Source organism: Gemmatimonadaceae bacterium, assembly GCA_035606695.1.
In the GTDB taxonomy this organism is placed as follows: domain Bacteria; phylum Gemmatimonadota; class Gemmatimonadetes; order Gemmatimonadales; family Gemmatimonadaceae; genus JAQBQB01.
The window spans coordinates 51,931-78,239 of the sequence record DATNEW010000043.1 but is presented as its reverse complement, the minus strand read 5'-3'; the positions used below and the strand labels follow the sequence as shown (position 1 = coordinate 78,239).

General features: G+C 65.0%; 25 protein-coding genes. 10 read left to right on the top strand and 15 right to left on the bottom strand.

Annotation, left to right across the window (positions count from 1 at the left end; genetic code table 11):
• Positions 1–11 precede the first annotated feature (11 nt).
• The gene (locus VN706_23050) at positions 12–1,025 is read right to left on the bottom strand and encodes an isocitrate/isopropylmalate family dehydrogenase (GenBank protein ID HXT18524.1); all 1,014 of its coding nucleotides are present in this window, start codon (positions 1,023–1,025) and stop codon (positions 12–14) included.
• 64 nt (positions 1,026–1,089) lie between these two features.
• Positions 1,090–1,731: a hypothetical protein gene (locus VN706_23045; GenBank protein HXT18523.1), complete on the bottom strand. Its 642-nt coding sequence runs from the start codon at positions 1,729–1,731 to the stop codon at positions 1,090–1,092.
• 104 nt (positions 1,732–1,835) lie between these two features.
• Here VN706_23045 and VN706_23040 point away from each other — a divergent pair, with 104 nt between their 5' ends.
• Positions 1,836–3,905, top strand: a complete 2,070-nt coding sequence (locus tag VN706_23040; protein HXT18522.1) for a carbon starvation CstA family protein — start codon at positions 1,836–1,838, stop codon at positions 3,903–3,905.
• Between the two features lie 12 nt (positions 3,906–3,917).
• Complete coding sequence (locus VN706_23035; GenBank protein ID HXT18521.1) at positions 3,918–4,127, top strand: YbdD/YjiX family protein; 210 nt, start codon at positions 3,918–3,920, stop codon at positions 4,125–4,127.
• A gap of 269 nt (positions 4,128–4,396) precedes the next feature.
• Here the strand turns inward: VN706_23035 and VN706_23030 are convergent, their stop codons facing one another.
• Positions 4,397–5,596 carry an MFS transporter gene (locus tag VN706_23030; GenBank protein HXT18520.1) on the bottom strand — a complete coding sequence of 400 codons (1,200 nt, stop codon included), beginning with the start codon at positions 5,594–5,596 and terminating at the stop codon, positions 4,397–4,399.
• A gap of 55 nt (positions 5,597–5,651) precedes the next feature.
• On the opposite strand from VN706_23030, the gene VN706_23025 reads away from it, so the two are divergent.
• Positions 5,652–6,869 carry a M20/M25/M40 family metallo-hydrolase gene (locus tag VN706_23025; protein HXT18519.1) on the top strand — a complete coding sequence of 406 codons (1,218 nt, stop codon included), beginning with the start codon at positions 5,652–5,654 and terminating at the stop codon, positions 6,867–6,869.
• Positions 6,870–6,969: 100 nt separating this feature from the next.
• On the opposite strand, the gene VN706_23020 is transcribed toward VN706_23025, so the two are convergent.
• From VN706_23020 to VN706_23005, 4 genes are read right to left on the bottom strand one after another with little or no spacing between them, the layout of a single operon-like run.
• A complete protein-coding gene (locus VN706_23020; GenBank protein ID HXT18518.1) occupies positions 6,970–8,670 on the bottom strand; it encodes a putative ABC exporter domain-containing protein in 1,701 nt (566 codons plus the stop codon).
• Positions 8,667–9,416 carry an ABC transporter ATP-binding protein gene (locus VN706_23015; GenBank protein HXT18517.1) on the bottom strand — a complete coding sequence of 250 codons (750 nt, stop codon included), beginning with the start codon at positions 9,414–9,416 and terminating at the stop codon, positions 8,667–8,669. The genes VN706_23020 and VN706_23015 overlap by 4 nt, the downstream gene beginning before the upstream one ends.
• A gap of 44 nt (positions 9,417–9,460) precedes the next feature.
• Positions 9,461–10,450 (bottom strand): sugar phosphate nucleotidyltransferase, encoded by a 990-nt coding sequence (locus VN706_23010; protein ID HXT18516.1) that lies wholly within the window; start codon positions 10,448–10,450, stop codon positions 9,461–9,463.
• Complete coding sequence (locus tag VN706_23005; protein HXT18515.1) at positions 10,447–10,818, bottom strand: cupin domain-containing protein; 372 nt, start codon at positions 10,816–10,818, stop codon at positions 10,447–10,449. Before VN706_23005 ends, VN706_23010 begins: the two co-directional genes overlap by 4 nt.
• 105 nt (positions 10,819–10,923) lie before the next feature.
• Here VN706_23005 and VN706_23000 point away from each other — a divergent pair, with 105 nt between their 5' ends.
• Positions 10,924–12,705, top strand: coding sequence for an AarF/UbiB family protein (locus VN706_23000; protein HXT18514.1), 1,782 nt, complete (start codon positions 10,924–10,926; stop codon positions 12,703–12,705).
• A gap of 2 nt (positions 12,706–12,707) precedes the next feature.
• On the opposite strand, the gene VN706_22995 is transcribed toward VN706_23000, so the two are convergent.
• Positions 12,708–15,815, bottom strand: coding sequence for a M1 family metallopeptidase (locus VN706_22995; protein ID HXT18513.1), 3,108 nt, complete (start codon positions 15,813–15,815; stop codon positions 12,708–12,710).
• A gap of 118 nt (positions 15,816–15,933) precedes the next feature.
• On the opposite strand from VN706_22995, the gene VN706_22990 reads away from it, so the two are divergent.
• The gene (locus VN706_22990) at positions 15,934–16,980 is read left to right on the top strand and encodes a hypothetical protein (protein HXT18512.1); all 1,047 of its coding nucleotides are present in this window, start codon (positions 15,934–15,936) and stop codon (positions 16,978–16,980) included.
• Between the two features lie 87 nt (positions 16,981–17,067).
• Here VN706_22990 and VN706_22985 read toward each other — a convergent pair whose 3' ends face one another.
• Positions 17,068–19,758 (bottom strand): prolyl oligopeptidase family serine peptidase, encoded by a 2,691-nt coding sequence (locus tag VN706_22985; protein HXT18511.1) that lies wholly within the window; start codon positions 19,756–19,758, stop codon positions 17,068–17,070.
• Between the two features lie 215 nt (positions 19,759–19,973).
• Between VN706_22985 and VN706_22980 the strand changes: the two genes are divergently transcribed.
• Positions 19,974–20,174, top strand: coding sequence for a type II toxin-antitoxin system VapB family antitoxin (locus VN706_22980; protein ID HXT18510.1), 201 nt, complete (start codon positions 19,974–19,976; stop codon positions 20,172–20,174).
• On the top strand, positions 20,171–20,536 hold the full coding sequence (locus VN706_22975; GenBank protein ID HXT18509.1) for a type II toxin-antitoxin system VapC family toxin: 366 nt from the start codon (positions 20,171–20,173) through the stop codon (positions 20,534–20,536). The genes VN706_22980 and VN706_22975 overlap by 4 nt, the downstream gene beginning before the upstream one ends.
• Here VN706_22975 and VN706_22970 read toward each other — a convergent pair.
• The 6 genes from VN706_22970 to VN706_22945 form a co-directional block, all read right to left on the bottom strand.
• The gene (locus VN706_22970; protein ID HXT18508.1) at positions 20,533–21,075 is read right to left on the bottom strand and encodes a F0F1 ATP synthase subunit delta; all 543 of its coding nucleotides are present in this window, start codon (positions 21,073–21,075) and stop codon (positions 20,533–20,535) included. The genes VN706_22975 and VN706_22970 overlap by 4 nt on opposite strands.
• Positions 21,075–21,659 (bottom strand): F0F1 ATP synthase subunit B, encoded by a 585-nt coding sequence (gene atpF / locus VN706_22965; GenBank protein HXT18507.1) that lies wholly within the window; start codon positions 21,657–21,659, stop codon positions 21,075–21,077. Before atpF ends, VN706_22970 begins: the two co-directional genes overlap by 1 nt.
• Positions 21,660–21,723: 64 nt before the next feature.
• Positions 21,724–21,999 carry an ATP synthase F0 subunit C gene (gene atpE, locus VN706_22960; GenBank protein ID HXT18506.1) on the bottom strand — a complete coding sequence of 92 codons (276 nt, stop codon included), beginning with the start codon at positions 21,997–21,999 and terminating at the stop codon, positions 21,724–21,726.
• Positions 22,000–22,248: 249 nt separating this feature from the next.
• Positions 22,249–23,208: a F0F1 ATP synthase subunit A gene (atpB, locus tag VN706_22955; protein ID HXT18505.1), complete on the bottom strand. Its 960-nt coding sequence runs from the start codon at positions 23,206–23,208 to the stop codon at positions 22,249–22,251.
• The gene (locus VN706_22950) at positions 23,205–23,525 is read right to left on the bottom strand and encodes a hypothetical protein (GenBank protein ID HXT18504.1); all 321 of its coding nucleotides are present in this window, start codon (positions 23,523–23,525) and stop codon (positions 23,205–23,207) included. The genes atpB and VN706_22950 overlap by 4 nt, the downstream gene beginning before the upstream one ends.
• 57 nt (positions 23,526–23,582) lie before the next feature.
• Positions 23,583–23,882, bottom strand: a complete 300-nt coding sequence (locus VN706_22945) for an AtpZ/AtpI family protein (protein ID HXT18503.1) — start codon at positions 23,880–23,882, stop codon at positions 23,583–23,585.
• 276 nt (positions 23,883–24,158) lie between these two features.
• Between VN706_22945 and VN706_22940 the strand changes: the two genes are divergently transcribed.
• The 3 genes from VN706_22940 (at position 24,159) to VN706_22930 (ending at position 26,103) form a co-directional block, all read left to right on the top strand.
• On the top strand, positions 24,159–24,707 hold the full coding sequence (locus VN706_22940) for a BsuPI-related putative proteinase inhibitor (protein HXT18502.1): 549 nt from the start codon (positions 24,159–24,161) through the stop codon (positions 24,705–24,707).
• Positions 24,708–24,894: 187 nt separating this feature from the next.
• Entirely contained in the window at positions 24,895–25,899 is a 1,005-nt protein-coding gene (locus VN706_22935; GenBank protein ID HXT18501.1) for a MoxR family ATPase, read from the top strand.
• Positions 25,900–25,935: 36 nt separating this feature from the next.
• Positions 25,936–26,103 (top strand): hypothetical protein, encoded by a 168-nt coding sequence (locus tag VN706_22930; GenBank protein ID HXT18500.1) that lies wholly within the window; start codon positions 25,936–25,938, stop codon positions 26,101–26,103.
• Positions 26,104–26,309 lie beyond the last annotated feature (206 nt).

Below are 26,309 nucleotides of genomic sequence, written 5' to 3'. Positions count from 1 at the left end.
TCTCGGCGCGTTCACAGCTTGGCGACGATCGCGTTCGTGAATTCGTCGGTCGACGCCGTGCCGCCGAGATCCCGCGTCACCGTCTTGCCGTCGCGGATGGTCGTCTCGAGCGCGGTGCGAATGCGCTTCGCGCGCTCCGACTGGCCGATGTGGTCGAGCATCATGCACGCGGCAAGAATGACGGCGCCCGGGTTGGCAATGCCTTTCCCCGCGATGTCCGGTGCCGTGCCGTGGACGGCCTCGAAGATCGCGCCGTTCGCGCCGATGTTCGCGCCCGGCGCCAGGCCGAGTCCGCCGACGAGCCCCGAGATCTGATCCGACAGGATGTCGCCGAACAGATTCGTCGTGACGATGACGTCGAAGCGCTCCGGATGCAGCACGAGGTTCATCGACATCGCGTCGACGATGCGCTCCTCGAACTCGATCGTGCCCTGATAATCGCGCGCGACCATGCGGCCCGTGTCCAGGAACAGGCCCTGTGAGTATTTGAGAATGTTCGCCTTGTGGACGAGCGTCACTTTTTTGCGATGGTGTTTCACCGCGTACTCGAACGCGTAGCGCACGATCCGCTCGGATCCCTGCCGCGTGATGATCGCGATGGACTCCGCCGCCGCGCGCGGGTCGTCTCCGACGCGGATGTAGTGCTCCACGCCGACGTACAAGCCTTCGGTGTTCTCGCGAATCATCACGAGATCGAGATCGGTGTATCGCCCGCCGGGGATGATGCTGTAGGCAGGCCGCACGTTGGCATAGAGATCGAACGTCTTCCGCAGCGCCACGTTGATCGAGCGGTAGCCTTCGCCCACCGGTGTCTCGAGCGGTCCCTTGAGCGCGAGCTTCGTCCGCTTGATCGAATCGAGGGTCGCGTCGGGAATCGGGTCGCCGTAGCGCGCGACGCCGGCCATGCCCGCGACCTGTGTGTCCCACTCGATGTCGGCGCCGGCCGCGTCGAGAATCCGCACGGTGGCGTTGCTGATCGACGGACCGATACCGTCGCCGGGAATCAGAGTGACTTGAGTTGCCATTGTTATGAGAGTGTTCCTCGCTGCGGCGCGTCGCACCTTCGCTCGGAATTTCGCATTTCTGGTTTTATTGAGGAGCGACGACGCCGGCGAGGCGCGCCGCGATGCTCGCGGTGACGGCGGGTCCAAACGTTGAGACCGTATCGCTCACCACGTCGCCATACCAGCGCACGTTCGACAGGCGCGCGTCGATGAGCACCAGGCGCAGGACGCCGCGTCCGCCGTTCCCCGCTTTCTCGAGGCGAAGCTCGACCGGCGCCAGCACGAGGCGAACATCCTGCTCGAACGCGACGAGCGTGCGCACCTGCGACGCGAGCGGTTCCGGGAGCCGCATGTCGACGGCAAGCCCGGGTGAGCGCAGAGGCTCTTCGGCAAACGCGTGCGGGTCGGTGGCGTAGGTCGTGTTGTGCTCGTAGCTCCGCTCGAGCTGCGCCGGAAAGACCCATGCTTTGCGCAGGCCGCGCTCGTCCATGGCCGCGAGAATGTCCGCGTCGAGCTGCATCAGGAGCTCCGGCGGCCGCGGGATGGACATGTTCCAGTCCGGCATGAGTCGCACGGTGTACGCGGGAAGCACCGCCACGTGCTGCGCGGCAATGCCCGCCAGCGAATGCTCGGCCGGTTGCGGGCCACCTGTGGCGCCGGGCCCGCCCCCGCCCTGGCAGGCGGCGGCGAAGACGGACAGAACGACGATCGTCGCGAGGCGCGGCATCGGAGGAAAATAATAGGGCGGCGCGCCTTAGGCGCGGCCCTTTCGCCCTCGCGCTCCACACTGCACTTTCTCCCCACCCGCCTCAACAACGGAGCGCACTACCCATGTCGAAGGTGTTCCGCGCTGGAATCTTCGTGCTGCTCGCGCTGCTCGGCGCCGCCGCGTTCGCGCGCATCGCGACGTCGCGCGGCGAGACGATCAACGCCGCCTGGTTGCTCACCGCCGCCGTCTGCACCTACGCGGTGGCATACCGGTTCTATAGCAAATTCATCGCGGCGAAAGTGTTCGCCCTGGACCCCAAGCGAACCACGCCCGCGACTCGGCTCAACGACGGCCGCGACTTCGTGCCGACGAATCGCTGGGTGCTGTTCGGCCATCACTTCGCCGCGATCGCTGGTCCCGGTCCGCTCGTCGGACCGACGCTCGCCGCGCAGTTCGGTTATCTCCCCGGTGTGATCTGGATCGTCGTCGGCGTTGCCCTCGGCGGCGCGGTACAGGACTTCGTGATTCTCTGCGCATCCGTGCGGCGCAACGGCAAATCGCTCGGCCAGATGGCGCGCGAGGAGATCGGTCCCGTCGCCGGATTTACGGCACTCGTCGCCGTGCTCGGCATCATGATCGTGCTGCTCGCCGTCCTGGCGCTCGTCGTGGTCAACGCGCTCAAGTCGAGTCCGTGGGGTCTCGTGACGATCGGGCTCACGATTCCGATCGCGATGTTCATGGGCGCATACATGCGCTGGATTCGCCCCGCGCGCGTGCTCGAGGCGAGCGCGATCGGCATCGTGCTGATCATCGCCGCGCTGTTCGCTGGACGCTGGGTCGCGGATCAGCCGGGACTCGCGTCGACGTTCGCGTTGAGCGGTACCGCGCTCGCATTCGTCATCATGGCCTACAGCTTCGCGGCGTCGGTCATGCCGGTGTGGCTGCTGCTCGCGCCGCGCGACTATCTCTCCGCGTTCGTGAAGCTCGGCGTCGTGCTGGCGCTCGCCGCCGGGATTCTCATCGCGCTGCCGCCGCTTCATATGCCCGCGCTGACGCAGTTCACCGACGGCACGGGGCCGGTGTTCGCCGGGAAAGTATTCCCCTTCGCGTTCATCACTATTGCGTGCGGAGCGATCTCCGGCTTCCACGCGCTCGTCTCATCCGGCACGACGCCGAAGATGCTCGAGAACGAGGCGGACGCGCGCATGATCGGCTACGGCAGCATGATCATGGAGTCCTTCGTCGCGGTGATGGCACTCATCGCCGCCTGCGCGCTCACACCGGGCGTCTACTTCGCGATCAACGCTCCGGCCAGCGCGATCGGCACGACGGCTGCCTCGGCCGCCGAGGCCGTCCGGCACTGGGGGTTCACGCTGAATCCCGCGGAGATGCAATCGCTCGCCGCGCAGGTCGGTGAGAAGACGCTGCTCTCGCGCACGGGCGGGGCGCCGAGTCTGGCGGTGGGAATGGCGCAGTTGTTCGCGAGCGCGTTCAGCAGTTCAGCGGCGCTCGCGATCTGGTATCACTTCGCGATCATGTTCGAGGCGCTCTTCATTCTGACGACACTCGACGCCGGCACGCGCGTCGGCCGGTTCATGCTGCAGGACCTGGGCAAGCACGTCTGGGAACCGTTTGGCCGCGTGTCGTGGTATCCCGCCGTCGTGATGTCGAGCGGGTTGATCGTCGCCATGTGGGGATACTTCCTGTATCAGGGCGTCGTCGATCCACTCGGCGGCATCAACTCGTTGTGGCCGCTATTTGGAATCTCTAATCAACTGTTGGCGGCGGTCGCGCTGTGTGTCGGCACCACCGTCATCATCAAGATGGGCAAGCCGCGCTATGCGTTCGTCACGATCCTGCCGCTGATATGGCTGACGATCGTGAACATGGCGGCCGGATGGGAGAAGCTGTTCTCGCCCGATCCGCGCCTCGGCTTCCTCTCGCATGCCCACGTCGTCGAAGGCCAGATCGCCTCGGGCTTGCTGCCGGCCGCGATCAAAACGGTGAGCGATGCGCGCCGCGTCGTGTTCAACGACTATCTCGACGCGGCGGTCGCCGCCTTCTTCATGCTCGCCGTCGTCGTGATTCTCGCCGACAGCATTCGCGAGTGGTATGCGTGTGTCGCCGGACGGAAGGCAATGGTATCGTCCGAGGTTCCGTTCGAAGCGGCCGCGATGGTCGCGGGCGATTGAGGGGACCGCGGCATGAGCACGCGCGAGCTGCTTCGAGCCACACACGCTCGCCTGGAACAGGCGGCGTGTGTCGTGCGGCGCGTGATTGGCGTGCCGGACTACGATCGGTACGTGGCGCACGTACGCACGCATCATCCGGATGAGAAGCCGATGCCTCGCGACGAATTCATGCAGCAGCGATTGATGGACCGGTATAGTCGTCCCGGCAACCGCTGCTGTTAGAAATCGAAGCTCGTCATCGCGAGGGGTGAAACGACGCTCGTCATCCCGAGGAGTGAAACGACGCTCGTCATCCCGAGGAGTGAAACGACGAGGGATCTCTCGTCCCGACAGAGGCCTCTCTATCGGGAAAAGAGATCCCTCGCTTCGCTCGGGATGACAACACCTTCGCTCAGGGATGACAACACCTTCGCGCGGGGTGACAACACCTTCGCTCAGGGTGACAACACCTTCGCTCGGGATGACAACACCTTCGCTCGGGGTGACAACATTCACGCGTGGCGTCCGCGACCGGCCGCGAGCAGCGCCAGGGCCGCGACGAGCGACAGCGACGCGCCCATCACGAAGGCGGCGCCGGATCCGAAGCGATCCCACACCGCGCCGAACATGAGCGATGCCGGCAGCGCCCCAATCCCAATCGCGAGGTAGTACCAGCCGTAGGCCGCGCCGCGTCGATCGGCCGGAACGACGTCGGCAACGAGCGCGAGCTCCGTCCCTTCCGTGAGCCCGAAGAAAATCCCGTAGGCCGCGAACAGCGCCCACGCTTCCCATGCATGCGTCGCGCGCGCAAATAGAAAGTAGACGAGCGCGTAGACGAGCCAGCCCGCGATCAACGTCGGCCGGCGCCCGATGCGATCGGAGAGCGAACCACCGGGAACGTTCGAGATGCTCTTGACGCCGTTGAGCAGCGCCCAGAGAATCGGCGCGAGCGCGACCGGAACGCCAAGGTCCTTCGCGCGAAGCAAAAGAAACGCGTCGGTCGAGTTGCCCAGCGTGAAGACGAAGATGATCGCGAGGAAGACCCAGAACCGCGCGCCCATGCCGGTGCGAAGCTCCGCTTTCTTGCTCGACGACGCCTCGCGCCGCGCGACCTCGCGCACCCCGATCATCGCAACGAGAACCGCGATCGCGCCCGGGATGGCCGACAACCAGAACACCGCGCGCAGCGTCAGGCCGAACGAACGAAGCAGGACGAAGGCGATCAACGGTCCGAGCAGCGCACCCGCGTTGTCGGCCGCGCTTCGCACGCCGAACGCCCGGCCGCGCATCGAGGGATGAATCGAGTCGGCGATCAAGGCATCGCGCGGTGAGTTGCGCAGTCCTTTGCCGACGCGATCGCTGACGCGGATCAACAGCACTTGTGTCGCCGACTGGGCGATCGCCACGAGCGGCCGCACGACCGACGCGAGCGTGTAGCCGACGACGACGAAGATCTTCCGCTTCTGAATGCGGTCCGACCACCAGCCGCTCGCGAGCTTGAGCAGCGCCGCGACCGACTCCGCCGCGCCCTCGATCGCGCCGATGAATCCGGCGCTCGCGCCGAGCACGGTCGTGAGAAACACCGGCAGCAACGGGTAGATCATTTCGCTGGAAACGTCCGTGAAGAAACTCACGGCGGCCAGCGCGTATACGTTCCGGCCGAGTTTGCGCGACTGGGGAGGGCTGGTCGTGTCTTGCGAGGGCTGGCTCATGTCCCACCGAATCTACCACTTGCGGTAACTCGTGAATCAGTGGCTATTGATAGACATGACAGCGCGCGCGCCCGGGCGGTCTCCGGACACGGCTTCGACCGCCACGACACATGTACATCGTGCGCTGGCGGCGGCGCGTGCGCGACTCGCCGCACACGACGACGCGATCATTCGCTCGCAGATCACCATCGCGCAGATCGGCGCACCGACTGGCGAGGAGTCAGAGCGCGCCGCATGGGTCGCGCGGCGCTATCGCGACTGCGGTCTCGCGGACATTCACACCGATGAGGCCGGCAACGTCATCGGCCAGCGTGCGGGAGAACGTGATCTCGCGCCGGTCGCGATTTGCGCGCATCTCGATACCGTGTTCCCACGCGGCACCGATTTATCCGTCCGGCGCGACGGCGAACGTCTCGTCGGCCCCGGCATCAATGACAACGGCCGCGGCCTCGCGGTCATGCTCGCACTCGCGGGCGAGATCGATGGCGCGCGAATCAAGCCGCGCCGTCCGATCGAGTTCGTCGCAACGACCGGCGAAGAAGGCATCGGCGATCTGCGAGGCGCCAAGCACTATTTCGCGGATCGCGGCCGCGACGCGCACGCGATGGTCGCACTCGATGGCGCCGGCGATGAACGCATCATCCATCGCGCGCTCGGCTCCCGGCGCTTTCGCGTGGCGTACGCCGGACCCGGCGGACATTCCTGGGCGGCGTTCGGTTCGCCGAACGCGGTGCACGCGGCGGCGGCCGCCGCCGCGCGACTGGCGTCGCTTCCGTTGTCGACCAATCCGCGCACGACGTTGTCCGTTGGACGAATCGGCGGCGGGTTGTCGGTGAATTCGATTCCCGACTCGGCGTGGCTCGAGATCGATCTGCGTTCGACGTCCGGCGCGCAACTCGACGAGATCGAGCGCGCGATTCGGCGCATCGCACAGGCCGCGATGGAAGACGAGAACGCCAAGCGCGCGCTCGGCACGCGGCCACTGCGCGTTGCAGTCGAGTTGATCGGCGCGCGTCCCTGCGGTGAAACTGCCGCCGAGCACGATCTCGTGCAATCGGCGATCGAGGCGACGCGCCTCGTGGGTCGCGAGCCGGAGCTCGCCCTGGCGTCGACGGATGCGAACGTGCCGATCAGCCAGGGGATTCCCGCGATCGCAATTGGCGCCGGCGGCCGCGGCGGCGATGCGCACACCCACTCGGAGTGGTACGACAACTTGCACGGCACCCTGGGCGTGGCGAGAGCGCTGACGATCGTGATGGCGGCGAGTCGTTAGGCTGTCATCCCGAGGAGCGCAGCGACGAGGGATCTCATTCGCGTGCACGCATCGGGGGCATCCAGCCGGAAGAGATCCCTCGCTACGCTCGGGATGACAGTCACCCGCTCTGCGCCGGCTCCGCTCTCGCCAACGCCGTCCCGAGCAATCGCATCGCACCATACGTCTCGGCGACCAACACCACCGCCGACAGCACGATGACGAGCGCAATCGCGACCGGCCGCTGCTGATGCATCCACACGACCGTGCCCCAGCTGATCAACAGCGGAACCACCAGCGCGACCCCAAGTGAAATCAGATTGGCCAGCGTCGCGAGTACGTTCTGCCCAAGTGCTTCGACGCCGGTGTTCACGGCAGGGCCGAGTCTGATCCATGCCGGAAAGAGCACCGCTGTCGCATTCTGAATGGTGAGCAGCGCGAGATTGAGCGCGATCACCGCGAACGGTGCGACGCACAACAGCGCGACATGAATGCTGGGGGAGAATGGTTGCACCGCTGACGCAAGCATCGCGGCGTAGGCGATCAGGATCAGCACCATTTGCACCGCCGACATCGGCAGCGCGGCCGACGCAACTTCGGCGAGCACGATGTCACCAGGCGCGATCGGCAACGATTTGAGCAGCGGCAGATTCAACATGTCGTGACGGAGATCGTTGCGGATCAACCGTCCGCCGAAGATCAACATCATCGCCGCGAGCACCAGCGCGGTGGTCGACAAAAACGCCGGAAAGTCGGCGCCCGCGCCGGACGTCGCCGCGCCGACGGCGATCGCCATGACGAGCGGGCCGATGAACAAGCGCAACTGCGCCGTGCGCCGCAGGCAGAGCGTATTCTTCCAGATGATCGCGATCGCGGGGTGTCCGTGCTCGGCAAGGCGAAGACTGGACGTCGCGGGCCGCGGTGCGCCGACCGCGGCAACCGAGCGGCGCGCGCGCATGGCGTCGAGCCGCTTCGCCCGCTCGGCAGACGCTTCGATCGCCGCATCCTCGAAGGCGGCGTCGGTGCGCAGCACCCACCACGCGTGCGCGGCGAGCACGAGCAGCGCCAGCGGGATCTCGCGCGACCATTCAGCGAGCGTATGGGCGAACGTCGGCGCGACGACGAGGTGGAACGGATACAGTCCGATGATCGCCGGCGGCGTCGCGAGTGTTCGGCCGAGTGCGTCAAAGAAGACGCCGATGCTCGGCGCGGCGAACAGTTCGGCGCGATGCATGAAGACGCCGCCGGCGATCGACGCGCCGATGGCGATGAATACCAGAACCGACCAGCGCGTGCGGCGCATTGCCGCGCCACCGTGCTCACGCCACGACGAACGAAGAATCGCCGCGCCCAGGCGATGGAGGTTGAGCGTTGAGAACAATGCCCAGATGCCGATCGCTCGCAGCGGCGACGGCAGCGCCGTACCGCCGCGGCGAAGCACGAACACCCAGATCACCGCGTTGAACAACACCGCGATTTGTGCGCGATAGAGCTTGTATCCGATCAGCTGCCGGCGCGACAAGGGCCCGGGAAACAGCAGCGACAGCTCGGCCTGCGTGAACGCGAGCGCCGTCGTATCCGAACCGAAGACCCACGTGCCCATCAGTGTGATGACGGCGAGCAGCGTGACGAGCATCTCGGTCGCCTGGCCAAGGAAGATCGATGAGCCCGGCCCGCGCGGCGTCGGCCTTAACAGGAATGACCAGATGTAGATCGCGCCGACGATCAGCGCCGCGGCGTAGCGCGGGCTGCGAACTCGGCGGAGCTGGAACCAGATGCGATTGCGCGCGCTCGTCCACGTGAGATAGAGAAACGCGTTCACGGCGCGGCCGGCGCCCCTGGCGCCGCCTGATCGCTCGTGAGCGCGAGGAACACGTCCTCGAGCGATTTGCCCGCGAGGTGCGGATGCGCCGCGATGATCTCGTCGATCGAGCCGAACGCGACGCACTCGCCGCGGCGCACGACCAGCAGGCGATCGCACAGCTCCTCGACGAGGTTGAGCAGATGCGAGCTCAGAATCACGGCGGCGCCATTCGACGCGCGCGTCTGGATCGTCTCGCGCATGCGTCGCATGCCGCCGGGATCGAGCCCGGTCAGCGGCTCGTCGAGAATGAGCGCGGATGGATCGTGCAACAGCCCGCAGGCGATCGCGAGCTTCTGCCGCATGCCGCGCGAGAGCTCGCCGGGGAGCGATCTGCGCTTCTCGGCCAGTTCCAATTCCTGCAACAATCCCGGCATGCGTGCGTCGACGTCGCTCACACCGTACAGGCGAGCGATGAAGCGCAGATGCTCCTCGACGGAGAGGTATTCAAAGAGATGCGGCTCGTCGGGAATGAACGCCAGGGCGCGCTTGGCGCCGATCGCGTCCGAACGCATGTCGTGGCCGTCGATTGTGATGCTGCCCGCGGTGGGCTGAATGATGCCGGCGAGACACCTGAGCGTGGTCGTCTTGCCGGCGCCGTTCGCGCCGACGAGGCCAAGCACTTCACCCGCCGCCACCTCGAACGACAGCGAGCGCACGGCGGTGAAGTCGCCGTACAGCTTCGTGAGCGATTGGACGGTGATCATGCCGTGCGGAGGCTGGCGGCCGTCGATCGTGTCGCGATGGCCGTTCAGCCCTCGTGCCGCACGACGGAGTGGTCGGCAACGTTCACTTGGCCACGCACTCCCGCTACGACGGCGGCGTCGCCGATCATCGAGCCACTGAGCGCGGCGTTCGAGATCTTCGTGCCGGCGCCGATCACGGTATCCCGCAGTGTCGAACCCTCGACGGTCGTGCCCGTCGCGATCGAGACGTTGGGACCGATGGTGGATGACGCGAGCGTGACGCCATCTTCGATATAGACGGGGTCGAGGATCGTAACGCCCGCCGGCACCGAGGCGGGCTTCCGCGCCCTGCCCTTTTCCAGGATGATGCGATTCGTCTGGAGCAGCGTGCCCTGTTCACCGGCATCGTACCAGCCCTGCACGTCGATCACGCGAATCTTGGCGCCGTGGTCGATCATGTACTGGAACGCATCGGTGAGGTAGTACTCGCCCTTGTTCTTGGGCTGCTCGAGCGTCCAGTCGATGCCCTCGAGCAGGAGTTTCCAGTTCTTTATATAGTAAAGTCCAATATTCGCCCGCTTCGAGATCGGCGTCGACGGCTTCTCGACGATCTTCGTCATGTTCCCGGCCTGGTCGGTCACGACCACGCCGAAGCGTTGATAATCCTCGACCTCCTTCACCCAGATGATGCCGTCGGCGTCGGTCGTCTTCACCACCGAGAGATCGGCGTCGAAGATCGTGTCGACGAAGATGATGAAGACCGGCTGGTCGATGTGCTCGCGCGCGAGTCCCACCGCGCCGGCCGTGCCGTCCTGCACCTTCTGCTCGATGAACACCGACGGAAACGGATACGTCTTCCGCGCGTAGTCCTCGACCTTCTCTTTCAGATGGCCGGTGATGTAGATGACCTGCTCGACGGTACCCAGCCGCTCCAGGTCCTCCATCACGTAGTCGATCACCGGTTTGCCGGCGATCTTGAGCATCGGCTTGGGCGTGATGTGCGTGTGCGGCCTGAGCCGGGTGCCCTTGCCCGCCAACGGGATGATGACCTTCATGGGGCGTTCGTTCCCTCGCGTCCGTATCGGTCCTCGAGCCGCACCACGTCGTCGAGATGCGGCGTCGAAACCTCGAGTATGTCGCAATCGGTGATGGCTTCCATCTGATGCACGGTGCCCGGCGTGATTCGGAACGCCTCGCCCAGCTTCAACTGGACATCCACCGGCTGATTGTTCTCCCAGACGCGGTAGATCAGTTGGCCCGACATCAGAAAGACGGTTTCGTCCTTGACGTTGTGATACTGCACGGACAGGGCCTCGCCGGCTTTGATGTGCAGCACCTTCCCGACGTACGCGTCGGTGTGCGCCCAGATCGTCTCGTGCCCCCAGGGCTTCGGCACATGCTTGATCGGCTGGCGGCCGCTCATGGAAATGTCGAGTTAGGCATTGAGCCAATATAGGGCGTCGGGGCGCATGGGCGTCGACGCCCAAACGCCCAGCCCGGCATACTCCGTGCTCTTCCTGCCCGGTCAATGATCCTCGCCCCTCGCTATCTCCCGCGACTCGCGTCCACCGTCGGGTTGTTCACCCGCTACGGCCTCGCTGACTTCGCGAAACAGCAGGGATTGCAGGGCATCGGACACGAGCCGGAACCGGGCGAGGATTTTGGCGGATCGCCCGACACAGCGCGCGCGTTTCGCAAACGCCTCGTCGAGCTCGGACCGGCGTACATCAAGCTCGGACAAGTCCTGTCCACCCGGCCGGATCTCTTGCCGCCGACGTACATCGAGGAGCTCGAGAAGCTGCAGGACGACGTCGATCCAATCCCCGTCGAAGACGTCGTGAACGGCATCGAACAGGAGCTTGGCGCGCGCCTGAGCAAGCTCTTCGCAACGTTCGACCTCGAGCCGCTCGGCACCGCGAGCCTCGGCCAGGTCCACGCCGCCGAGCTGCGCGATGGACGCCCCGTCGTCGTGAAGGTGCAGCGTCCGAACATTCGCAATCTGCTCGCCGACGACATCGAGTTCTTTCGCGAGCTCGCCGAGTTTCTCACCGATCACACCACGGCGGGCGCGCGCATCGACATGGTCGGGGTCGTCCAACAGCTCGAGCAAGCGCTCAGCGACGAGCTTGATTATCGCATCGAAGCGCGCAACGCGATGTCGTTCCGCCGTACGCTCGCCGAGTTTCCACGCATCCTCGTGCCGCGCGTGATCGAGGCATACACGACGGAGAAGGTGCTCACCACCGAGCGCATTCACGGCACGAAGATCGACAGCGTGTCGCCGCTCACGCGACTCGATTACGACTTCAGGCCCGTCGCCGACGAATTCACGCGCGCGTACCTCAAGCAGATCACCATCGACGGCCATTTTCACGCCGATCCGCATCCCGGCAACGTCTTCGTGGTGCTGCCGAGCGAGGCGAATCCGCCGACGCCGTCCGAGGTGAAAGCGTCCGACCGGCGCGCCGTACAGCGCGAAGCGATGACGCCGCTGGCACGCGTCGAAAACGAAGCGCAGCGCGCCGCCGCGCCGCAGCCAATCGAGATCGACGTCAAGGTCGCGTTGATCGACTTCGGCATGACGGCGCGCCTGTCCGCGACGCTGCGCGAGCACATCGTGCGGCTCTTGCTCGACCTCGCCGACAATCGCGGCGACGACGCGGCCGAATCGATGATCGAAGTCGGCGACGAGTTGCCGGGATTCGACCGCGAAGGCTACGTGCGCGAAGTCGCGAGCCTGATGGCGCGGAATTACAACCTGTCCATCGGCGAGCTCGATACGGGCAAGGTGTTATATGAGTTGATCAACATCTCGTATCAGCGCGGATTGCGACTCCCCGCCGAGCTCACGTTGCTCGCCAAGACCCTGTTCAATCTCGACGCGGTCACGAAGGCGCTCGATCCAACATACAGTCCCATCCCGACGATTCGCGAATACGGCAACAAGATCGCCGCCGATCGCGCGCGCCGCGAGCTCAATCCTCGGCGACTCTATCAGCTCGCGACCGAAGGCAGCGATCTCGTGATGGCGCTGCCCCACCGCCTCGACCTGATCACGCAGCGAATGGCGGCGAACGAATTCCAGACGCGCATCGACGTTCCGCAAATCACGCTGATGATGCAGGCGCTCCAGAAGGTCGCGAACCGCGTCTTCTCCGGACTCGTGCTCGCGGGCCTGCTCGTTGCCAGCGCCATGCTCATCCAGGTTCGCCGCGCACTCGGCACGGCCGGTTTCATTCTCGCCGGCGCGATCGGACTCTGGATGGTGTTGTCGATTCTGTGGTCCGATCGAGAACAGTCAAGAAAGTAGCGTCACCACAAATCGCCGACGGTAATCGTCCACCGCGGCGCGAGCGAACCGTTACCGCCCAATCCGCGGCCGCCCGCGAGATCGACGCGATTCACGAAGATCGGCGCGTCCAGCCGAACGTGCACATCGCGATCGTAGAGCTTCCCTTGCGCGACGAGACCGACGCCCGCGTCGGACAGGAAACGATCGCTGAGCGCGACGTACTTCGATGACCCCACGCCCGCGTCACCGAACACGCTGAACGACAGCGTCGCGCGCCCCCAGCCGCCTTTGCTCGTACCGAGGCGTTGCAGCAGCTCGCCATTCACCGCGGCGACTCGATCCAGCGGAGTGTCGATGCCGAACCCGCGCAGTCCCGCGCCGCCGAGTGGCAGATAGTTGATGCCGTCTTGCTTGAACAGTGCACCGCGCGGACGGAACAAATCGTTCGTGAACGTCTCGAACGGATCGCGCGTCGACGCGAAGATGGCGCGCTGCCGCGGCGCATTGCGCGCGATGCCACCGTACAAGCGTGCGTGCAGCTGCGTCGCCATACCGGCGAGCGGTTGCACCGCACCCACCGACGCCTCGGCGCGCAAATATCCGCGCGACGCTTCGCCGCTTCCCACGGGCCCGCTCGTCGTCGCACCGCCGCCGAGCGAAACGTTCGCCATGGCGTAGCCGCTGTCAGCGAGGACTGCGGTTCGATACGACCCCGATCCACCCAATTCCGCGACGCTCACGTTCGCCCACTGCTCGGGCAGCAGAAGCGAATCGGTCGGCGCGGCAACGGTGGCGTACACACGTGCTCCGATCGCCGGTCCCGGCGTGAAGATGAACGGACTCAGATCCCAATGCCGATAGAGATCTGCCTTGAACAATCCATCGAGGTAGTTCACGCCGCCGCCCACGCCCATGAGCGGACGTGAAAAACCGGGCAGATAGAGATTTTCGCCGCGCGCCCATGCCTGAATACGGCGCATGGTCGGTGCAAATCCGCTCGACCCTGCCGGGGCGCGCGAGGCGACGGCGAGGCCAGCGTCGTACTCGTCGACCATCGACAGATAGCTGCTCTTCGCGCGGATACCAGCGGCGACACCCTGCGGATTGCTGTACCACGCCGTGGGCGCGAGCGCGACGATCGTGTGCGTGCGGTCCGACTGATTGAACCACGGCCAATTGAAGGTGACCTTGGGCTCGGGGATCGCAGCGAGCAGCGTCGTCTGACCGACGTCGTTGCGGCGATCCCAATCGAACGTCGCGTGATATGGATCGAGCTGCACTTCGCGCGGTTGCTGTTTGGTGACGATGCGCACGACCTGGCCGTCGAGCGATGGATCCGCGCGGCCGATGGTCCACCCAGCGTCGGTGCGCACGCCAATCGGCATCGGATGCCGCAACGCTCCGCGCCGCTGCACCGTGACGAGCGTCTCGTAGTTGCTGCCGTCGGTGCGTACCGAGTACGGACCGAGCTCGTAGTCCATGAGTCCCGTGCGGTGCACCCATTCATCGAAGAACCAACCAAGCGGACGGCCATACGCCCGCTCGGCCGATGCTCGCATGGCGCGCTCGTCGACGTGCTTGAGCGCCCACCGGTCATAGTAGTCGTGCGTGAAGCGCAGGAAGACGCTATCGCCCATCAATTCGCGCAGCTGGCCGTACATCACCTTCGCGCGATTATAAATCATCTCATTATAGATTCCGAATTCGGTGAAATCGTAGGCCGGTGTGCCGATCGGCTGCGTCCGCCCGAGCAGCTCGAGACGATTCTCCGACAACCCCAAACTGTCGGTTTTCGGAATCGTGACGGCGTTGACGCGGTACCCTTCGGCAAGCCGCGGCGGCTCGATCACCCGATCGCGATCCTGTGGCGTGAGCTTCTGCGCCCAGTCGGTTTGATAATCGGTGAGCCCTTCGTCCATCCACCCCGAGCGCCATTCGTTGTTGCCGAGAATGCCGTAGGTGAACACGTGCCCGAACTCGTGCAGAATCAGCCCCTGACTCGCCGAGCCGTTCATGACCATCATCGGAAACTCGGTCCCGCCGGGATCGAGCCGATGCACATTCGTGATTTGCGGATAGGCGTACGGGCCCCACACGGACTCGAGCCATCGCGCCGCGAAGAGCGTACGCTCGAGCGCACGCCCACCGCCCCACGTCGTGTCGTCGTCGGCCTTGTACAGCACGTGGACGGCCACGGTGTCCCACGTCGGGAAGTGCGTTGCCGGCACGCGCCGCACATAGACGCCGCCCTCGTAGCGATAGTCCGGCGACGCACTCCACGCGAAATGGTGCACGTTTTCCGCGCGAAACGTGACGACACGATATCCATCCGGGGGTTGCACCCTGGCGAACGAACCGACGTTCCCGTAGGCGTTCGCGGCCAGATACGGCGCACCGTTGCGGGACACACGCGCCCAGCCTGGATCGCCGGCAACGGGAACGCCCGTCGACGCGATCACTTGATCATCGCGCACGATCATCGCCACTTCGTATGTCCCATATTCGCCGTACAGCTCGCCCGCCGGTACGAGCGGATTCGGTTCCCACCCACCTCGATCGTACACGGCGACCTTGGGATACCACTGCGCGAAATCGTACGTGCGGCCCTTTCGTCCCTGACGACGAGTCACCGTAGATGGCCGCGCATCCCACGCGAGCTGAATGACGAGCGAGTCGTGCGGCGCCAGCGGCCGCGGCAGTCTGAAATGCACGACCGTACTGTCCGGCGCGCCGGGATAGTCGACGATGACCGGCGTTCCGCCGACGACCGGCGCCTGCGTGAACCGTTCGTACCCGATGTCACGGTCGCCGAGATGCTGGAAGCGCTCGCGATTCTCGCGAATGTCCACCGCGCTCCACTTCGATCCCGGACGAAACGCGTTGAGATATTGATGAAAGAACATCTCGCGCAGCGTGTCCGGCGAGTTGTTCACATAGGTAAGCGTCGCGGTCGAGTGCAGGTTCGTCGCCGCTTCGTCCAGCGTCGCGACGATCTGGTAGTGCACCCGCTGCTGCCAGTAGCCGACGGTGTCGCCGGACGGCGGCGTCGTGGCGCCCTGGAAATTCGTTTGCGGAACGCCCTGCTGCGGTAACTGAAGCAAGGCGAACAGAGAAAAGGTCAGGAGCATGGTGGAAACGTATTACGCTTTGGCGCCCTTTTGGGCCGATGCTAACGGAATCCTAATCCTCGGGTGCTGGACCGGCCTTCGACTTGCGCGCAGTGTTTGAGCACGGTCACCGGCGCCCATGTACTCCACCTGTCTCGTCTGCAATCAATCGCTCGGCTCCAACGAGAGCATCGAGCATTTCCCGGTCGGCCGGCGGCTCGCGTTCGACGCCGCCAAGGGACGGCTGTGGGTTGTATGCACGAGGTGCGATCAGTGGAACCTGTCGCCGCTCGAAGAGCGATGGGAGGCGATCGAGGAATGCGAGCGCGCGTATCGCGCGACATTCGTTCGCGTCTCCACCGACAACGTCGGGCTAGCGAGGATCGGTGAAGGCATCGGTCTCATTCGAATCGGTGCACCGCTGCGTCCGGAGTTCGCCGCGTGGCGTTACGGTCGTCAGCTCGCGACGCGGCGCCGCAAAGCCCGGTACGTCGCCGGCGCCGGTCTCGCCGCCGCGGCGATCTCCGGTATCGCGATGGGGCCCGCGATTGCGCCCGCGCTGGCGTTGGGCACGATCTCGATCGTCGTCATTCCCGGCGTCACCACGATCATGGGTGTCGTGCCGATGCTCGGCATGCTGGCGGCGCGGGATTACATCGAACATGATCGCGTTATCGCGCGTCTGTCGCTTGAAGGTCGCGTGCTCAAGGTGCGCGCCAAACACGCCAACGACATCGAGCTCGGACTCCGCCGCCACGAGGATGATGCGGTGGTCACGGTACCGCATGACAGCGGCTGGGTGGAGTTCCGCGGCGGCGCGGCGATTCACGCCACCGCGCGCGTCGTTTCCGGCGCGAATCGATTCGGTGCATCGGACGCCCGCGTGCAGGATGCCGTCCAACAGATCGAGGATGCCGGAGACGCTGCCGGATTCCTCGCGACGGCAGGCCGCAAGAACTCGTGGCGGAGCGGGCGCTTCGTCTCGCTGCTCAATTCGTACCGGCGCATCGGCGCGCTCAAGCTGTCGAGCACCGAGCGCCTGGCGCTCGAGATGGCCGTCCATGAAGAGGGCGAGCGCCGCGTCATGGAGGGCGAGCTCGCGGCGCTCGAGGACGCGCGGCGCGACGCCGAGCAGATCGCCGCGATCTCCGATGTCGATCTGACGCCGCCCAGGCTGTACGAGTAATGCTGAACGCAAACAACGCGGCCCGTGAGATCTACCTCACGGGCCGCGTTGTTTGCAAACTCATACAGTTCGTGTCGTTCTAAAAGCTCACGGCACGAGATCGGTGGCCTGCTGCGGCTTCTTCGCCGGGTTCTTCACGTACACGTCGAACCACGCGATCCACCGCGCCCACTGATCGAGATCCGTCTCGCGCGTCGCCGGGCCGTGATCCTCGTACGGATACATGTACAACGCGGCATTCTTTCCGAGGCCCTGCAGCGCCTGCATCATGCGCACGGAGCTGGTCAGGTCGGTGCCGTTGTTCTGATCCTCGAGCGAGTGGTACATCAGCACCGCGCCGCTCAAGCGATCGGCCGCCAGGAACGGCGACATGTCGATGTACGTGTCGCGTCCCTCCCAGATCGTGCGCCGCTCGTTCTGGAACCCGTTGGGCGTCAACGTGCGGTTGTACATGCCGTCGCCCGCGATGCCCGCCTTGAAGTACGGGGTATGCGTCATCGCATTCATCGTGCTGAACGCGCCATAGCTGTGACCGCCGATTCCCAGGCGATCCTTATCGAGATAGCCGGCCTTGTCGACGGCCTCGATCGTCAGATCGAGATCCTCGCGCAGCTCGTCGACGTAGTGGTCGTTCATGCGGCCCTGCGGGCCCACGATCGGAATGTCCACCGGCTGAATCACGACGTAGCCCTGCGTGACCCAGATCTCCGGACTGCGCGCCGCCACGTTCGGGAACGCGTTGATGTTCTTCGTGCGCTGGCGCTGGTCGTACTCCTGCTGCGTCGTGAACTCCGTCGGGTAGAACCAGATGATGCCCGGGAGGCGCGTGCCTTCGCGATAATCCTTCGGCAGCGTCACGTCGATGAAGAACTTGTACCCGTCGCGCGGACGCGTGACGAGGATGCGCTTGCGAATCGCCTGCGACACTTCCGGCGCGAAGTCGACGTTCTTCGTCAGCTTCGTCTCGGTCCCCGTCTTGAGGTCGCGCAGGTACGAGTCCGGAACCATCGTCGGCGACTGCTTGCTGACGATGACCTTGTTGTAATCGTTGTCCACCGGCGACACGACGTCTTCCTGCACGTCGCCCTTGCCCTCGAAGATGCGCGTCTTGGCGCCCGTCTCGATATCGACGCGATCGACGAAGTTGTGCGGCGCCTGGCGGGTCCAGTCGCGGAAATACTGCGTGCCCTCGAGGAAGACGCTCTTGTCGTCGCTCGAGACGCGCACGACCGTCTGACCGTTCGCGCTGCGCGTGGTCTGCAACGCACCCGGGTTGTTAAAGAATGCTGAATCGCTCTGATTGCCGCCGCGACCGCCGCCGCCGGCGAATCCACCGCGACCACGACCGCCAGCCGCGATCGTCGCGCCGCGCGCGATCTCGTAGTGCTTCGACGGATCATCGAGCTTCACGGCGTACAGATTGTTCCCTTCGTTGACGAACAACATCTTGCCGTCGGGGCTGAACAGCGCCGACGTGATGCGGCCGTTCGCCTCGAACACCTGCTTCGCGTCGCTCGCGCCGAAGGGCGGCGTCCAGAGGTAGACGCGATCCTTGCCCAACGCCGCGCCACCCTGACCGCCCTGCCCACGTCCCCCTCGGCCACCACGTGCGCCGTTGGCACCGCCGCCGTTGCCCGCCGCACGCTCGCCCTCGAGATACACGAGGCCCGCGCCCATCGGATTCCACTGGATGTCACGCTTGCCCGTGTCGGCGGCAACGCCGCCACGCCCGCCACCCGCGGCGCGCGCCGAGTCGGTGATGTTGCGCTGACCGTCATTGAGCGCGCGCTTGGCGAGCGTCGCGATCACCTTGCCGTTCGCGTCCCACAGCTGTTCGACCGTGCCGAAGTTCGAGACCGGCACCAGGAATGAGTACGGCTTGGACTGCAGCGTGACGCGGAAGTACTGGCCGTCCGGCGACGCATTCACGTCCGTGATCAACGCGGGCGCGCCGATCTTCTTGATCGCCTTCGTCTTCACGTCGATCACGGCGAGCTGGCCGTTGGTGTAGTAGTCGACGAGGTCGAAGTCCGTCTGATCCTGCAGCAAACTCTGATAATTGCGATTCACCTTCGCCGTGTCCGCGGAACTGAAGCGAATGAGCGGACCGGTCGCGACCGGCGGCTCCTTCGGCTCGGGGCCGCGATTCTCTGGAATCAACACCGTCGCGATGCCTTTGCCGTTGTCAGTCCAGTCGATCGTCGTCACGCGCGTCGCGAGCAGCGGCTTGGTCGAGACCTGCACCGACTTGCCCGTCGCGACGTCCGCGACGTAGATCTGCGTCGAAGCGTCGAATGACGCGATGTACGCGATCGACTTGCCGTCGGGCGACCAGATCGCGCCGTTCACGATCGCGCCCTTGGGCGTTTCGATCGCGCGCGAGGCACCGGTGTTCGGATCGAGCAGCGTGAGGCCGACGCTGCCGCGGGTCGTCAACGCCCGCGCGCGATTGGCCTTGAAGTCCACCTCGAACCCCGTCGACAGCCGGTAGTGCGGCTTGCCGAACAGCTCGATCGTCGACAGACCCTCGCTTTCGGCCTTCAGGAAATAGCGATGATCCGGGCTGGGATTCGTGAACGACACCGCGTTCCGCGACGCCGTCACGATGCGCGTGACGACTTCGGGCGGCTTCACATACTTGTCGTTGGCGAGGATTTCCTTTGGATTCCAACCCTGCTGAACGACGTTCTGCGCCGCGAGGGTGACGGGAAGGGCGATGGCGAGCGCGCCGGCTCCGCCGAAAAACGCGCGCCGAAGCGTGGGGGAGAAGCGGGTCATGCGAGACTCCACTTTTTTGGGGGCTGCGAGGTACGGATTGGTGGGGATTGCTTCAATCTAGGTATACGGTATTGGTGGAACCGGCGTTGGCGCGCGCGGGATCGGTCAGCCTCGCACGAATTCGGTGATGGCCAGTCGGCGCCACGACCGCACTGTACCGTAGCACCTTGCGTCATATGCATCTTGCGTGCATATTCATATGCATGAGGACCACCATGATTCTAGACGATGAGCTGGTCGCGAAGGCGTCCACGCTGACCGGGATTACCGAGAAGACGGCGCTCGTACACGACGGGCTGCGCGCCCTCATCGCGCGCGAAAGCGCGCGGCGCCTGGCGGCGCTGGGCGGGTCCGACCCGGATCTCGAGGACATCCCGCGCCGCAGAGTGGCCGCGGTGGCCGAGCCGCGCAGGTGATCGTCGCCGACACGTCGGTCTGGATCGATCATCTGCGTCGCGGCTACGAGCCGTTCGGTCGGCGCCTCGACGACGGCGTGATCGCGGTCCACGACTGCGTCGTCGGCGAGCTCGCGTGCGGGGGGCTCAAACACCGCGCGCACGTCCTCAATCTGTTGGCGGCGCTGCCGCGTGTTCCGGTCGCGTCATTCGACGAGGTGATGCACCTCATCGATCGGAGAAAGCTCATGGGCCGCGGCATCGGCTGGACCGACGCGCAGATTCTCGCCGGCTGCCTGCTCGGCCGCGCGCGACTGTGGACGCTCGATCAGCGAATGGCGCGCGTGGCCGAAGGGTTTTCGATCTCCTACCGGGCGAGCTAGCGCGTCCCGAGCATTTTCGAACGAAGGGTCGACAACCGGCGACGCACGGAGCCGTCGAGCACCGTATCACCCACGCGGACCACGACGCCGCCGAGGATCGACGGATTCACGTGGAAGTGCGGCACGACATCCTTGCCCAGCGCGCGCGAGAGCTGCTGCGTGATGACGTGGCGGTCGTTGTCGTCCGCTTCACGCGCGACCGTGACGGACGCGTGCAGGCGGCCTTCGACCTGGTCGACGAGATCGTGATACTCGTGAGCAATCACCGGGATCAGCATCTGACGCCGGTTGTTCACGAGCGCTTGCAGGAAGCGCACGAAGTTTCGCGGCAGCGAGTTGCCGTACGCTTTCTGGAAGATCTCGTTCTTCTGCTGCGCGCTCACGCGCGGCGACTCGAGGAACACGCGCAGGCGGCGATCGGACTCGATGCCGTTCGCCACGCTGTCGATCATCTCGCCCCAGCCGCGCAGGTCGTTCGCGCTCCGGGCGAGCTCGAGGAGCGCCTCGGCGTAGTTCCGGGCGATCGTGGTTTCGCGCATTACTGGGTGACCTTGAGCGAGCCGATGGACGCGAGGTAGCCTTCGACGAGCTTGCGGTTGGCGTCGGACTGGAGGTTCTGCTCGATGACTTTGCTCGCGCCCGCGAGCGCCAGCTCGACCGCTTCGCGACGCAGCTGGGCGATCGCGCGATCCTTCTCGGTTTCGATTTCGCGGCGGGCGCGCTCGAGCATGTCCTGCTGCTCCTTGCGCGTCTGCTCTAGGAGGTCCGACCGCATCTTCTCGGCGGTGGCGCGGCCTTCGCCGATGAGGCGCTGGGCGTCGTTACGCGCGGCTTCGATCGCCGCTTGATGCTCGCGCACGAGTTGCGCCGCGGCTTCGCGATCCCGCTTCGCGCCTTCGATGAGCTCCTCGAGCGCTTTCTCGCGCGCGTCGACGGCCGCGGTGATCGGGCCGAACGCAAACTTCTTGAGGATGAAGTAGAGCAGCCCGAAGATCACCAGCGTCCAGAACATCAGGTTGAACTGGATGTTGATCAGGCCGGGCTGTGGCGCGGCCTGCCCTTCCTGGGCGAAGGCGAGAGCCGGAGCGAGCAGCAGGGCGGTCGACAGTGAAAGCGTGCGCATGAGAAATCTCGAAATCATGTGGGAGACGGTGAGACGGTCCCGGGACCGCCTCACCGTGCACGAACTAGAATTTGGTCCAGATCAGCAGACAGACGACGACGGCGAACAGCGCGACGCCTTCGATGAGCGCCGACAGAATCAGCGCGCCCGTCTGGATGGTGCCCGCGATCTCGGGCTGACGCGCCATGCCTTCAGTCGCGCCCGCCCCGATGCGGCCGATGCCGAGTCCGGCGCCGATCGACGCGAGACCGGCGCCAATGCCGGCACCCTGCATCGCCCACGCACCCGTGTACTCCTTGGTGTAGGCGGCAGCGGCCTGCAAGAGAGGAAGAATCGTCATGATGGTTCTCCAAAGAATTGCAACGTGAACTTCAGTGCTCCGCGCCGATCGACCTGCAAAGGACGCCGTTCGCCAACGAGCCCCGGGGCTCAGCGAACATCACCAGGCATTCGCCTGGTTACTGGGTCCGGCTCGCCTGGAGCGACGACGAGCCGGTCTTGCAAACCATCCACTCCTCTCGGAGTGTGCCGCGTGGGGCCGGGGCCCCGCGCGCTTCACATGAGACGCATCATTGATTCGCAAAGCGAATCAATGATGCGCCGTCCGAATCTGCCCGATGAACACCGCGGCCAGCAGCGAGAAAATGAACGCCTGAATGAACGCGACGAGGATCTCGAGCAGCATGATGCCGATCGCCATGCCGATCGGCGCAATGAAGCTCGTCTTCACGCCGAACATGAACACGAGGCCGATCAGCGCGAGAATGATGACGTGGCCCGAAATCATGTTCGCGAAGAGACGCACCGTGAGCGCGAACGGCTTCGTGATCTTTCCGACGATCTCGATCGGCGTCATGATCGGCGTCATCAGCGCCTTCATGATGAACGGCATGTCGTGCGGCCAGTAGATCAGCGTGCCGATGTAGCCCTTGCCGAGCGCACGCATACCGGCGATCTCGACGACGAAGAACGTGATCATGGCCAGCGTGACCGTGACGTTGGCGTTGCCCGTCGGCGTCGATCCCCACGGCATGAGGCCGAGCAGGTTGCACCACGCGATGAAGAAAAACAGCGTCAGGCAGAACGGCACGAACTTGGCGCCGCCGTGCCCGAGGACCGGCATGTAAATCTCATTTCTCAAATAGAGGATCACGGCTTCCATGCCGGCCGCGAACCCCTTCGGCCGTCCGGATTCCGACGAATGCCGGCGATGCGACGACGCCACACTCAGCAGCAACACGAGGCTGAACACGCCGGCGACGAACAGGAAGAAGACGTGCTTCGTGATGCTGAGATCGATCTGGTGCCCGGCCACGGTGAAGCGAATGGGCGGAAACTCGCCCTCGCACGCCCACTCGCGCAGTCCGCGCACGCACGGATAATCGATCTTCTTCGAGTCCGTGATGTGCGGCATGATGATCTGCGCGGGGCCCGGCACGCTTTCAGTTTTCTGAACCTGCGCGGCGGCATCCTGCGCGTGAGCGGCCGCCGGCGCGGCCATCAGGCCCGCGGCGACGAGCAAAGCAGCAATACGGGAACGGAAGATCATGATTTGATCAACAAAGGTTCGATCAACGTCGAGAAGAAAAAGAACGTCGCGAGACTGACGAGCGCCGGGACCGCCGGCAGCTTGAGCGCAAGCACGACGATCAGCGAATAGATCACCAGAGCGAACAGCCGAATCAGCGCGCCGCTGCCCAGGCGCGCCATCAGGTTTCCTCGGCCGGCGATGCCGCTCAGGCCAAAGGCGGCGAACTGCACGGCAACCGCGATCAGCCCGCTGAGCCAGATCGCGGCCGCGTCGCCGGGACTGCGGAACGCGAGCGACAGCAATGCTCCGACCACGAGCACCACTCCGATCGTCATTGCCGTTTGTCTCGCCAACACCCGCTGTGTCACGTGGCCATGCTCCGCTGATTGCACCTATCGATTCTCTTGACGGGCCGCGCGTGCTGCGTTGCGCGCCTCCGCGTCGCGGCGTTGTGCCGCGGTGATTTTGCGATACATCGAGTGAAAGCCGCCGCCGGCGCCGACCAACACACCGACGAGGAGAAGCCACGGTGAGGAGCCGAGCCGCCGGTCGAGCCAGGCGCCGAGTGCGGCGAAGAGGAGGATGGCCAGCGCGAACTGGAGCCCCAACCCCGCGAACTCGGCGCCGCCGAGTCCTTGAGCTGGTCCGGGCGCTCGAGGTCCTGCTCCGCCGAGGCGTTTTCCGTCCGGCATTTCATCCTCCGCTGGGGGAGAATTTAGGCGCTTGTGAAATTTTTCGCAAAGTCCTTGTGAAAAATTTCTCAAAGGTTTGGCGGGTGGGAAGAACGGCCCAGAACCGAAGACACGCCGAAGAAACCGGCTAGTGATCTAAGTCTCAGACGTGCCGATACTTTGGCTGTTACCCTTCACGTTGACTATTCGTCTCGGGGTTGATAAGTTGGCGTTTGCATGATTTGTGAGCGGCGCCGCGCTCACCATCGTGCCGCCCCGACCCGCCGAAATCGGGAAATGAACACACGACTCATCATCTCGCTGCTCTGTGCTGGTGCGCTCGCTTTCGCGTGCGGCCCGCGCTCGCACTCCGAAGCCCCTACGAGCCTCGCGAGTGCCCTCCCGCTCCATGTCGGGCCCGCTTCTCACGCCGCCGCGCAGACGGCCGCCGCTCCCGACGTTGCCGAGCGACCACACGGCAAGAAGGACAAGTCGAAGCTTCCACCTCCCAAAATCGATTCGCGCTTCAACATCGCCGTCTCGCACAATGTCGTGAAGCTCGCGCTGGATGTCCGCAACACGGGCGGCCGCCACGCTGAAATCGATTTCCCGAACGGTCAAGCGTACGACTTCGTCGTCGTTGATTCCGTCGGTCGCGAAGTCTGGCGCTGGTCGGCGCGGCGCATGTTCACGCAGGGCGTGCGCAACAAGCAGCTTGGCGCGGGCGAGAGCACGGAGTACTCGGAGACGTGGGGTGCGGCGAAGCCCGGCAAGTACACGGCGATCGCCACGTTGCGGAGCAGCAACTTCCCCGTCGAGCAGCGCGTCGACTTCGTGATGCAGTAAGTCGGTAACTCGATAATCGATTCGACGGCCGCTCAATGAGCGGCCGTTTTGTTTTGTGCGTCGTGCGTGTTTTACGCTGCGCAGACAGGTGAGACGCCCCCGCGGTCTTACGTCCATGTCGCTCGCCGCGTTAGGTTCCGGTTTCCAAGTGCACGGAACCATCGCAGGAACGCGGCGGAGGACGAGAGTGGCAACACGACAGCAGCCGGCCGATGATTCACAGGACGTCGAGCTTCTCGATCAGCTGGCGCGTGCGCGCACGGCGTTGATCGACCAGATCGGGCGGCGGATCGTCGGGCAGCACGACATCGTGGACAATCTCGTCGCGGCGCTGCTCGCCGGCGGCCACGTGCTGCTGGTCGGCGTGCCGGGGCTTGCCAAGACGCTGCTCGTGCAAACGGTGGCGCAGGCGCTCGATCTCAAATTCTCGCGCGTGCAGTTCACGCCGGACCTGATGCCGAGCGACATCACGGGCACCGAGCTGCTGGAAGAGGATCACACGACGGGCCGGCGCTTTTTCAAGTTTGCGAAAGGTCCGATCTTCGCCAACGTCGTGCTCGCCGACGAGATCAACCGCGCGCCGCCGAAGACGCAGGCGGCGCTGCTGCAGGCGATGCAGGAGCACGCCGTGACGGCGGCGGGGCAGACGCATCGCCTGCCCGAACCGTTCTTCGTGCTCGCGACGCAGAATCCGATCGAGCAGGAGGGCACGTATCCGCTGCCCGAAGCGCAGCTCGATCGCTTCATGATGCAGCTCACCGTCGGCTACCCGACGCGCGACGAGGAGGAGCGCATCGTCACGGCGACGACGGGCGATCGCGAGGTGGACATCGCGCCGATGCTCGATGCGACGCAGCTGCTCGCGCTGCAGCATCTCGTGCGGCGCCTCCCTGCTCCGCCGAGTGTGGTGAGCTACGCCGTGAAACTGGCGCGCTCAACGCGGCCGGGCGCGGAAGAAGCGACGCCGCTCGTGAAGAAGTACGTGAGTTGGGGTGCGGGGCCGCGGGCGTCGCAGTATCTCATTCTGGGCGCCAAGGCGAGGGCGGCGATGGATGGGCGGGCGGTGCCCGATTTAGAGGATGTGAATGCGATGGCGGTGCCGGTGTTGAGTCATCGGGTCGTGGTCAACTTCCAGGCGGAGGCGGAAGGGATGTCGCCGGAGCGGTTGGTGACGGTGCCTGGGCGGCCGTAGACCGGTCACGATTGGAGCCATGATTGAGGGGCGCGCATGACAGATCCGACGGGCAGGCGGGTTCGTACTCAGTGGAGAGATTTATCGGCGACGGAAAAGTGGGTCGCCATGGGGACGATCGTGGTTGTGGTGGCGGTGATCGTGTTCGTGATCATTCCGGTGCTGAAGCGGATCTTTGAGATGGGACAGGGAGCCGTGAGGTAGGAGGCCGCGAGCCGCGCCACCCATGGGGTCCACAGGGATTCTGGAGAGTCGGCGCCATCACGATTCATTGAAGCGCGGCCTGATCGCTCACGTCGTTAGCGCGACGTGAGCGATTTTGTTAGAGGGCTTTAATGGGCGCCGGCCCCGCCTCTGGCGCAGACGCGGTCGCGGTGACATCATCGCTCCGCGCGCCGAGTGCCTGGTCG

What these genes read in the sequence shown, in the direction of transcription:
- VN706_22970 (HXT18508.1), bottom strand. Translation starts at nt 21,075, where the DNA reads ATGCGCGAAACCACGATCGCCCGGAACTACGCCGAGGCGCTCCTCGAG.
- VN706_23035 (HXT18521.1), top strand. Translation starts at nt 3,918, where the DNA reads ATGAGCACGCGCGAGCTGCTTCGAGCCACACACGCTCGCCTGGAACAG.
- atpF (HXT18507.1), bottom strand. Translation starts at nt 21,659, where the DNA reads ATGCGCACGCTTTCACTGTCGACCGCCCTGCTGCTCGCTCCGGCTCTC.
- atpE (HXT18506.1), bottom strand. Translation starts at nt 21,999, where the DNA reads ATGACGATTCTTCCTCTCTTGCAGGCCGCTGCCGCCTACACCAAGGAG.
- VN706_22985 (HXT18511.1), bottom strand. Translation starts at nt 19,758, where the DNA reads ATGACCCGCTTCTCCCCCACGCTTCGGCGCGCGTTTTTCGGCGGAGCC.
- VN706_23015 (HXT18517.1), bottom strand. Translation starts at nt 9,416, where the DNA reads ATGATCACCGTCCAATCGCTCACGAAGCTGTACGGCGACTTCACCGCC.
- VN706_22950 (HXT18504.1), bottom strand. Translation starts at nt 23,525, where the DNA reads ATGACGATCGGAGTGGTGCTCGTGGTCGGAGCATTGCTGTCGCTCGCG.
- VN706_22990 (HXT18512.1), top strand. Translation starts at nt 15,934, where the DNA reads ATGTACTCCACCTGTCTCGTCTGCAATCAATCGCTCGGCTCCAACGAG.
- VN706_22980 (HXT18510.1), top strand. Translation starts at nt 19,974, where the DNA reads ATGATTCTAGACGATGAGCTGGTCGCGAAGGCGTCCACGCTGACCGGG.
- VN706_23040 (HXT18522.1), top strand. Translation starts at nt 1,836, where the DNA reads ATGTCGAAGGTGTTCCGCGCTGGAATCTTCGTGCTGCTCGCGCTGCTC.
- VN706_23005 (HXT18515.1), bottom strand. Translation starts at nt 10,818, where the DNA reads ATGAGCGGCCGCCAGCCGATCAAGCATGTGCCGAAGCCCTGGGGGCAC.
- VN706_23050 (HXT18524.1), bottom strand. Translation starts at nt 1,025, where the DNA reads ATGGCAACTCAAGTCACTCTGATTCCCGGCGACGGTATCGGTCCGTCG.
- VN706_23045 (HXT18523.1), bottom strand. Translation starts at nt 1,731, where the DNA reads ATGCCGCGCCTCGCGACGATCGTCGTTCTGTCCGTCTTCGCCGCCGCC.
- atpB (HXT18505.1), bottom strand. Translation starts at nt 23,208, where the DNA reads ATGATCTTCCGTTCCCGTATTGCTGCTTTGCTCGTCGCCGCGGGCCTG.
- VN706_23010 (HXT18516.1), bottom strand. Translation starts at nt 10,450, where the DNA reads ATGAAGGTCATCATCCCGTTGGCGGGCAAGGGCACCCGGCTCAGGCCG.
- VN706_22940 (HXT18502.1), top strand. Translation starts at nt 24,159, where the DNA reads ATGAACACACGACTCATCATCTCGCTGCTCTGTGCTGGTGCGCTCGCT.
- VN706_23025 (HXT18519.1), top strand. Translation starts at nt 5,652, where the DNA reads ATGACAGCGCGCGCGCCCGGGCGGTCTCCGGACACGGCTTCGACCGCC.
- VN706_22930 (HXT18500.1), top strand. Translation starts at nt 25,936, where the DNA reads ATGACAGATCCGACGGGCAGGCGGGTTCGTACTCAGTGGAGAGATTTA.
- VN706_23030 (HXT18520.1), bottom strand. Translation starts at nt 5,596, where the DNA reads ATGAGCCAGCCCTCGCAAGACACGACCAGCCCTCCCCAGTCGCGCAAA.
- VN706_22945 (HXT18503.1), bottom strand. Translation starts at nt 23,882, where the DNA reads ATGCCGGACGGAAAACGCCTCGGCGGAGCAGGACCTCGAGCGCCCGGA.
- VN706_23000 (HXT18514.1), top strand. Translation starts at nt 10,924, where the DNA reads ATGATCCTCGCCCCTCGCTATCTCCCGCGACTCGCGTCCACCGTCGGG.
- VN706_22995 (HXT18513.1), bottom strand. Translation starts at nt 15,815, where the DNA reads ATGCTCCTGACCTTTTCTCTGTTCGCCTTGCTTCAGTTACCGCAGCAG.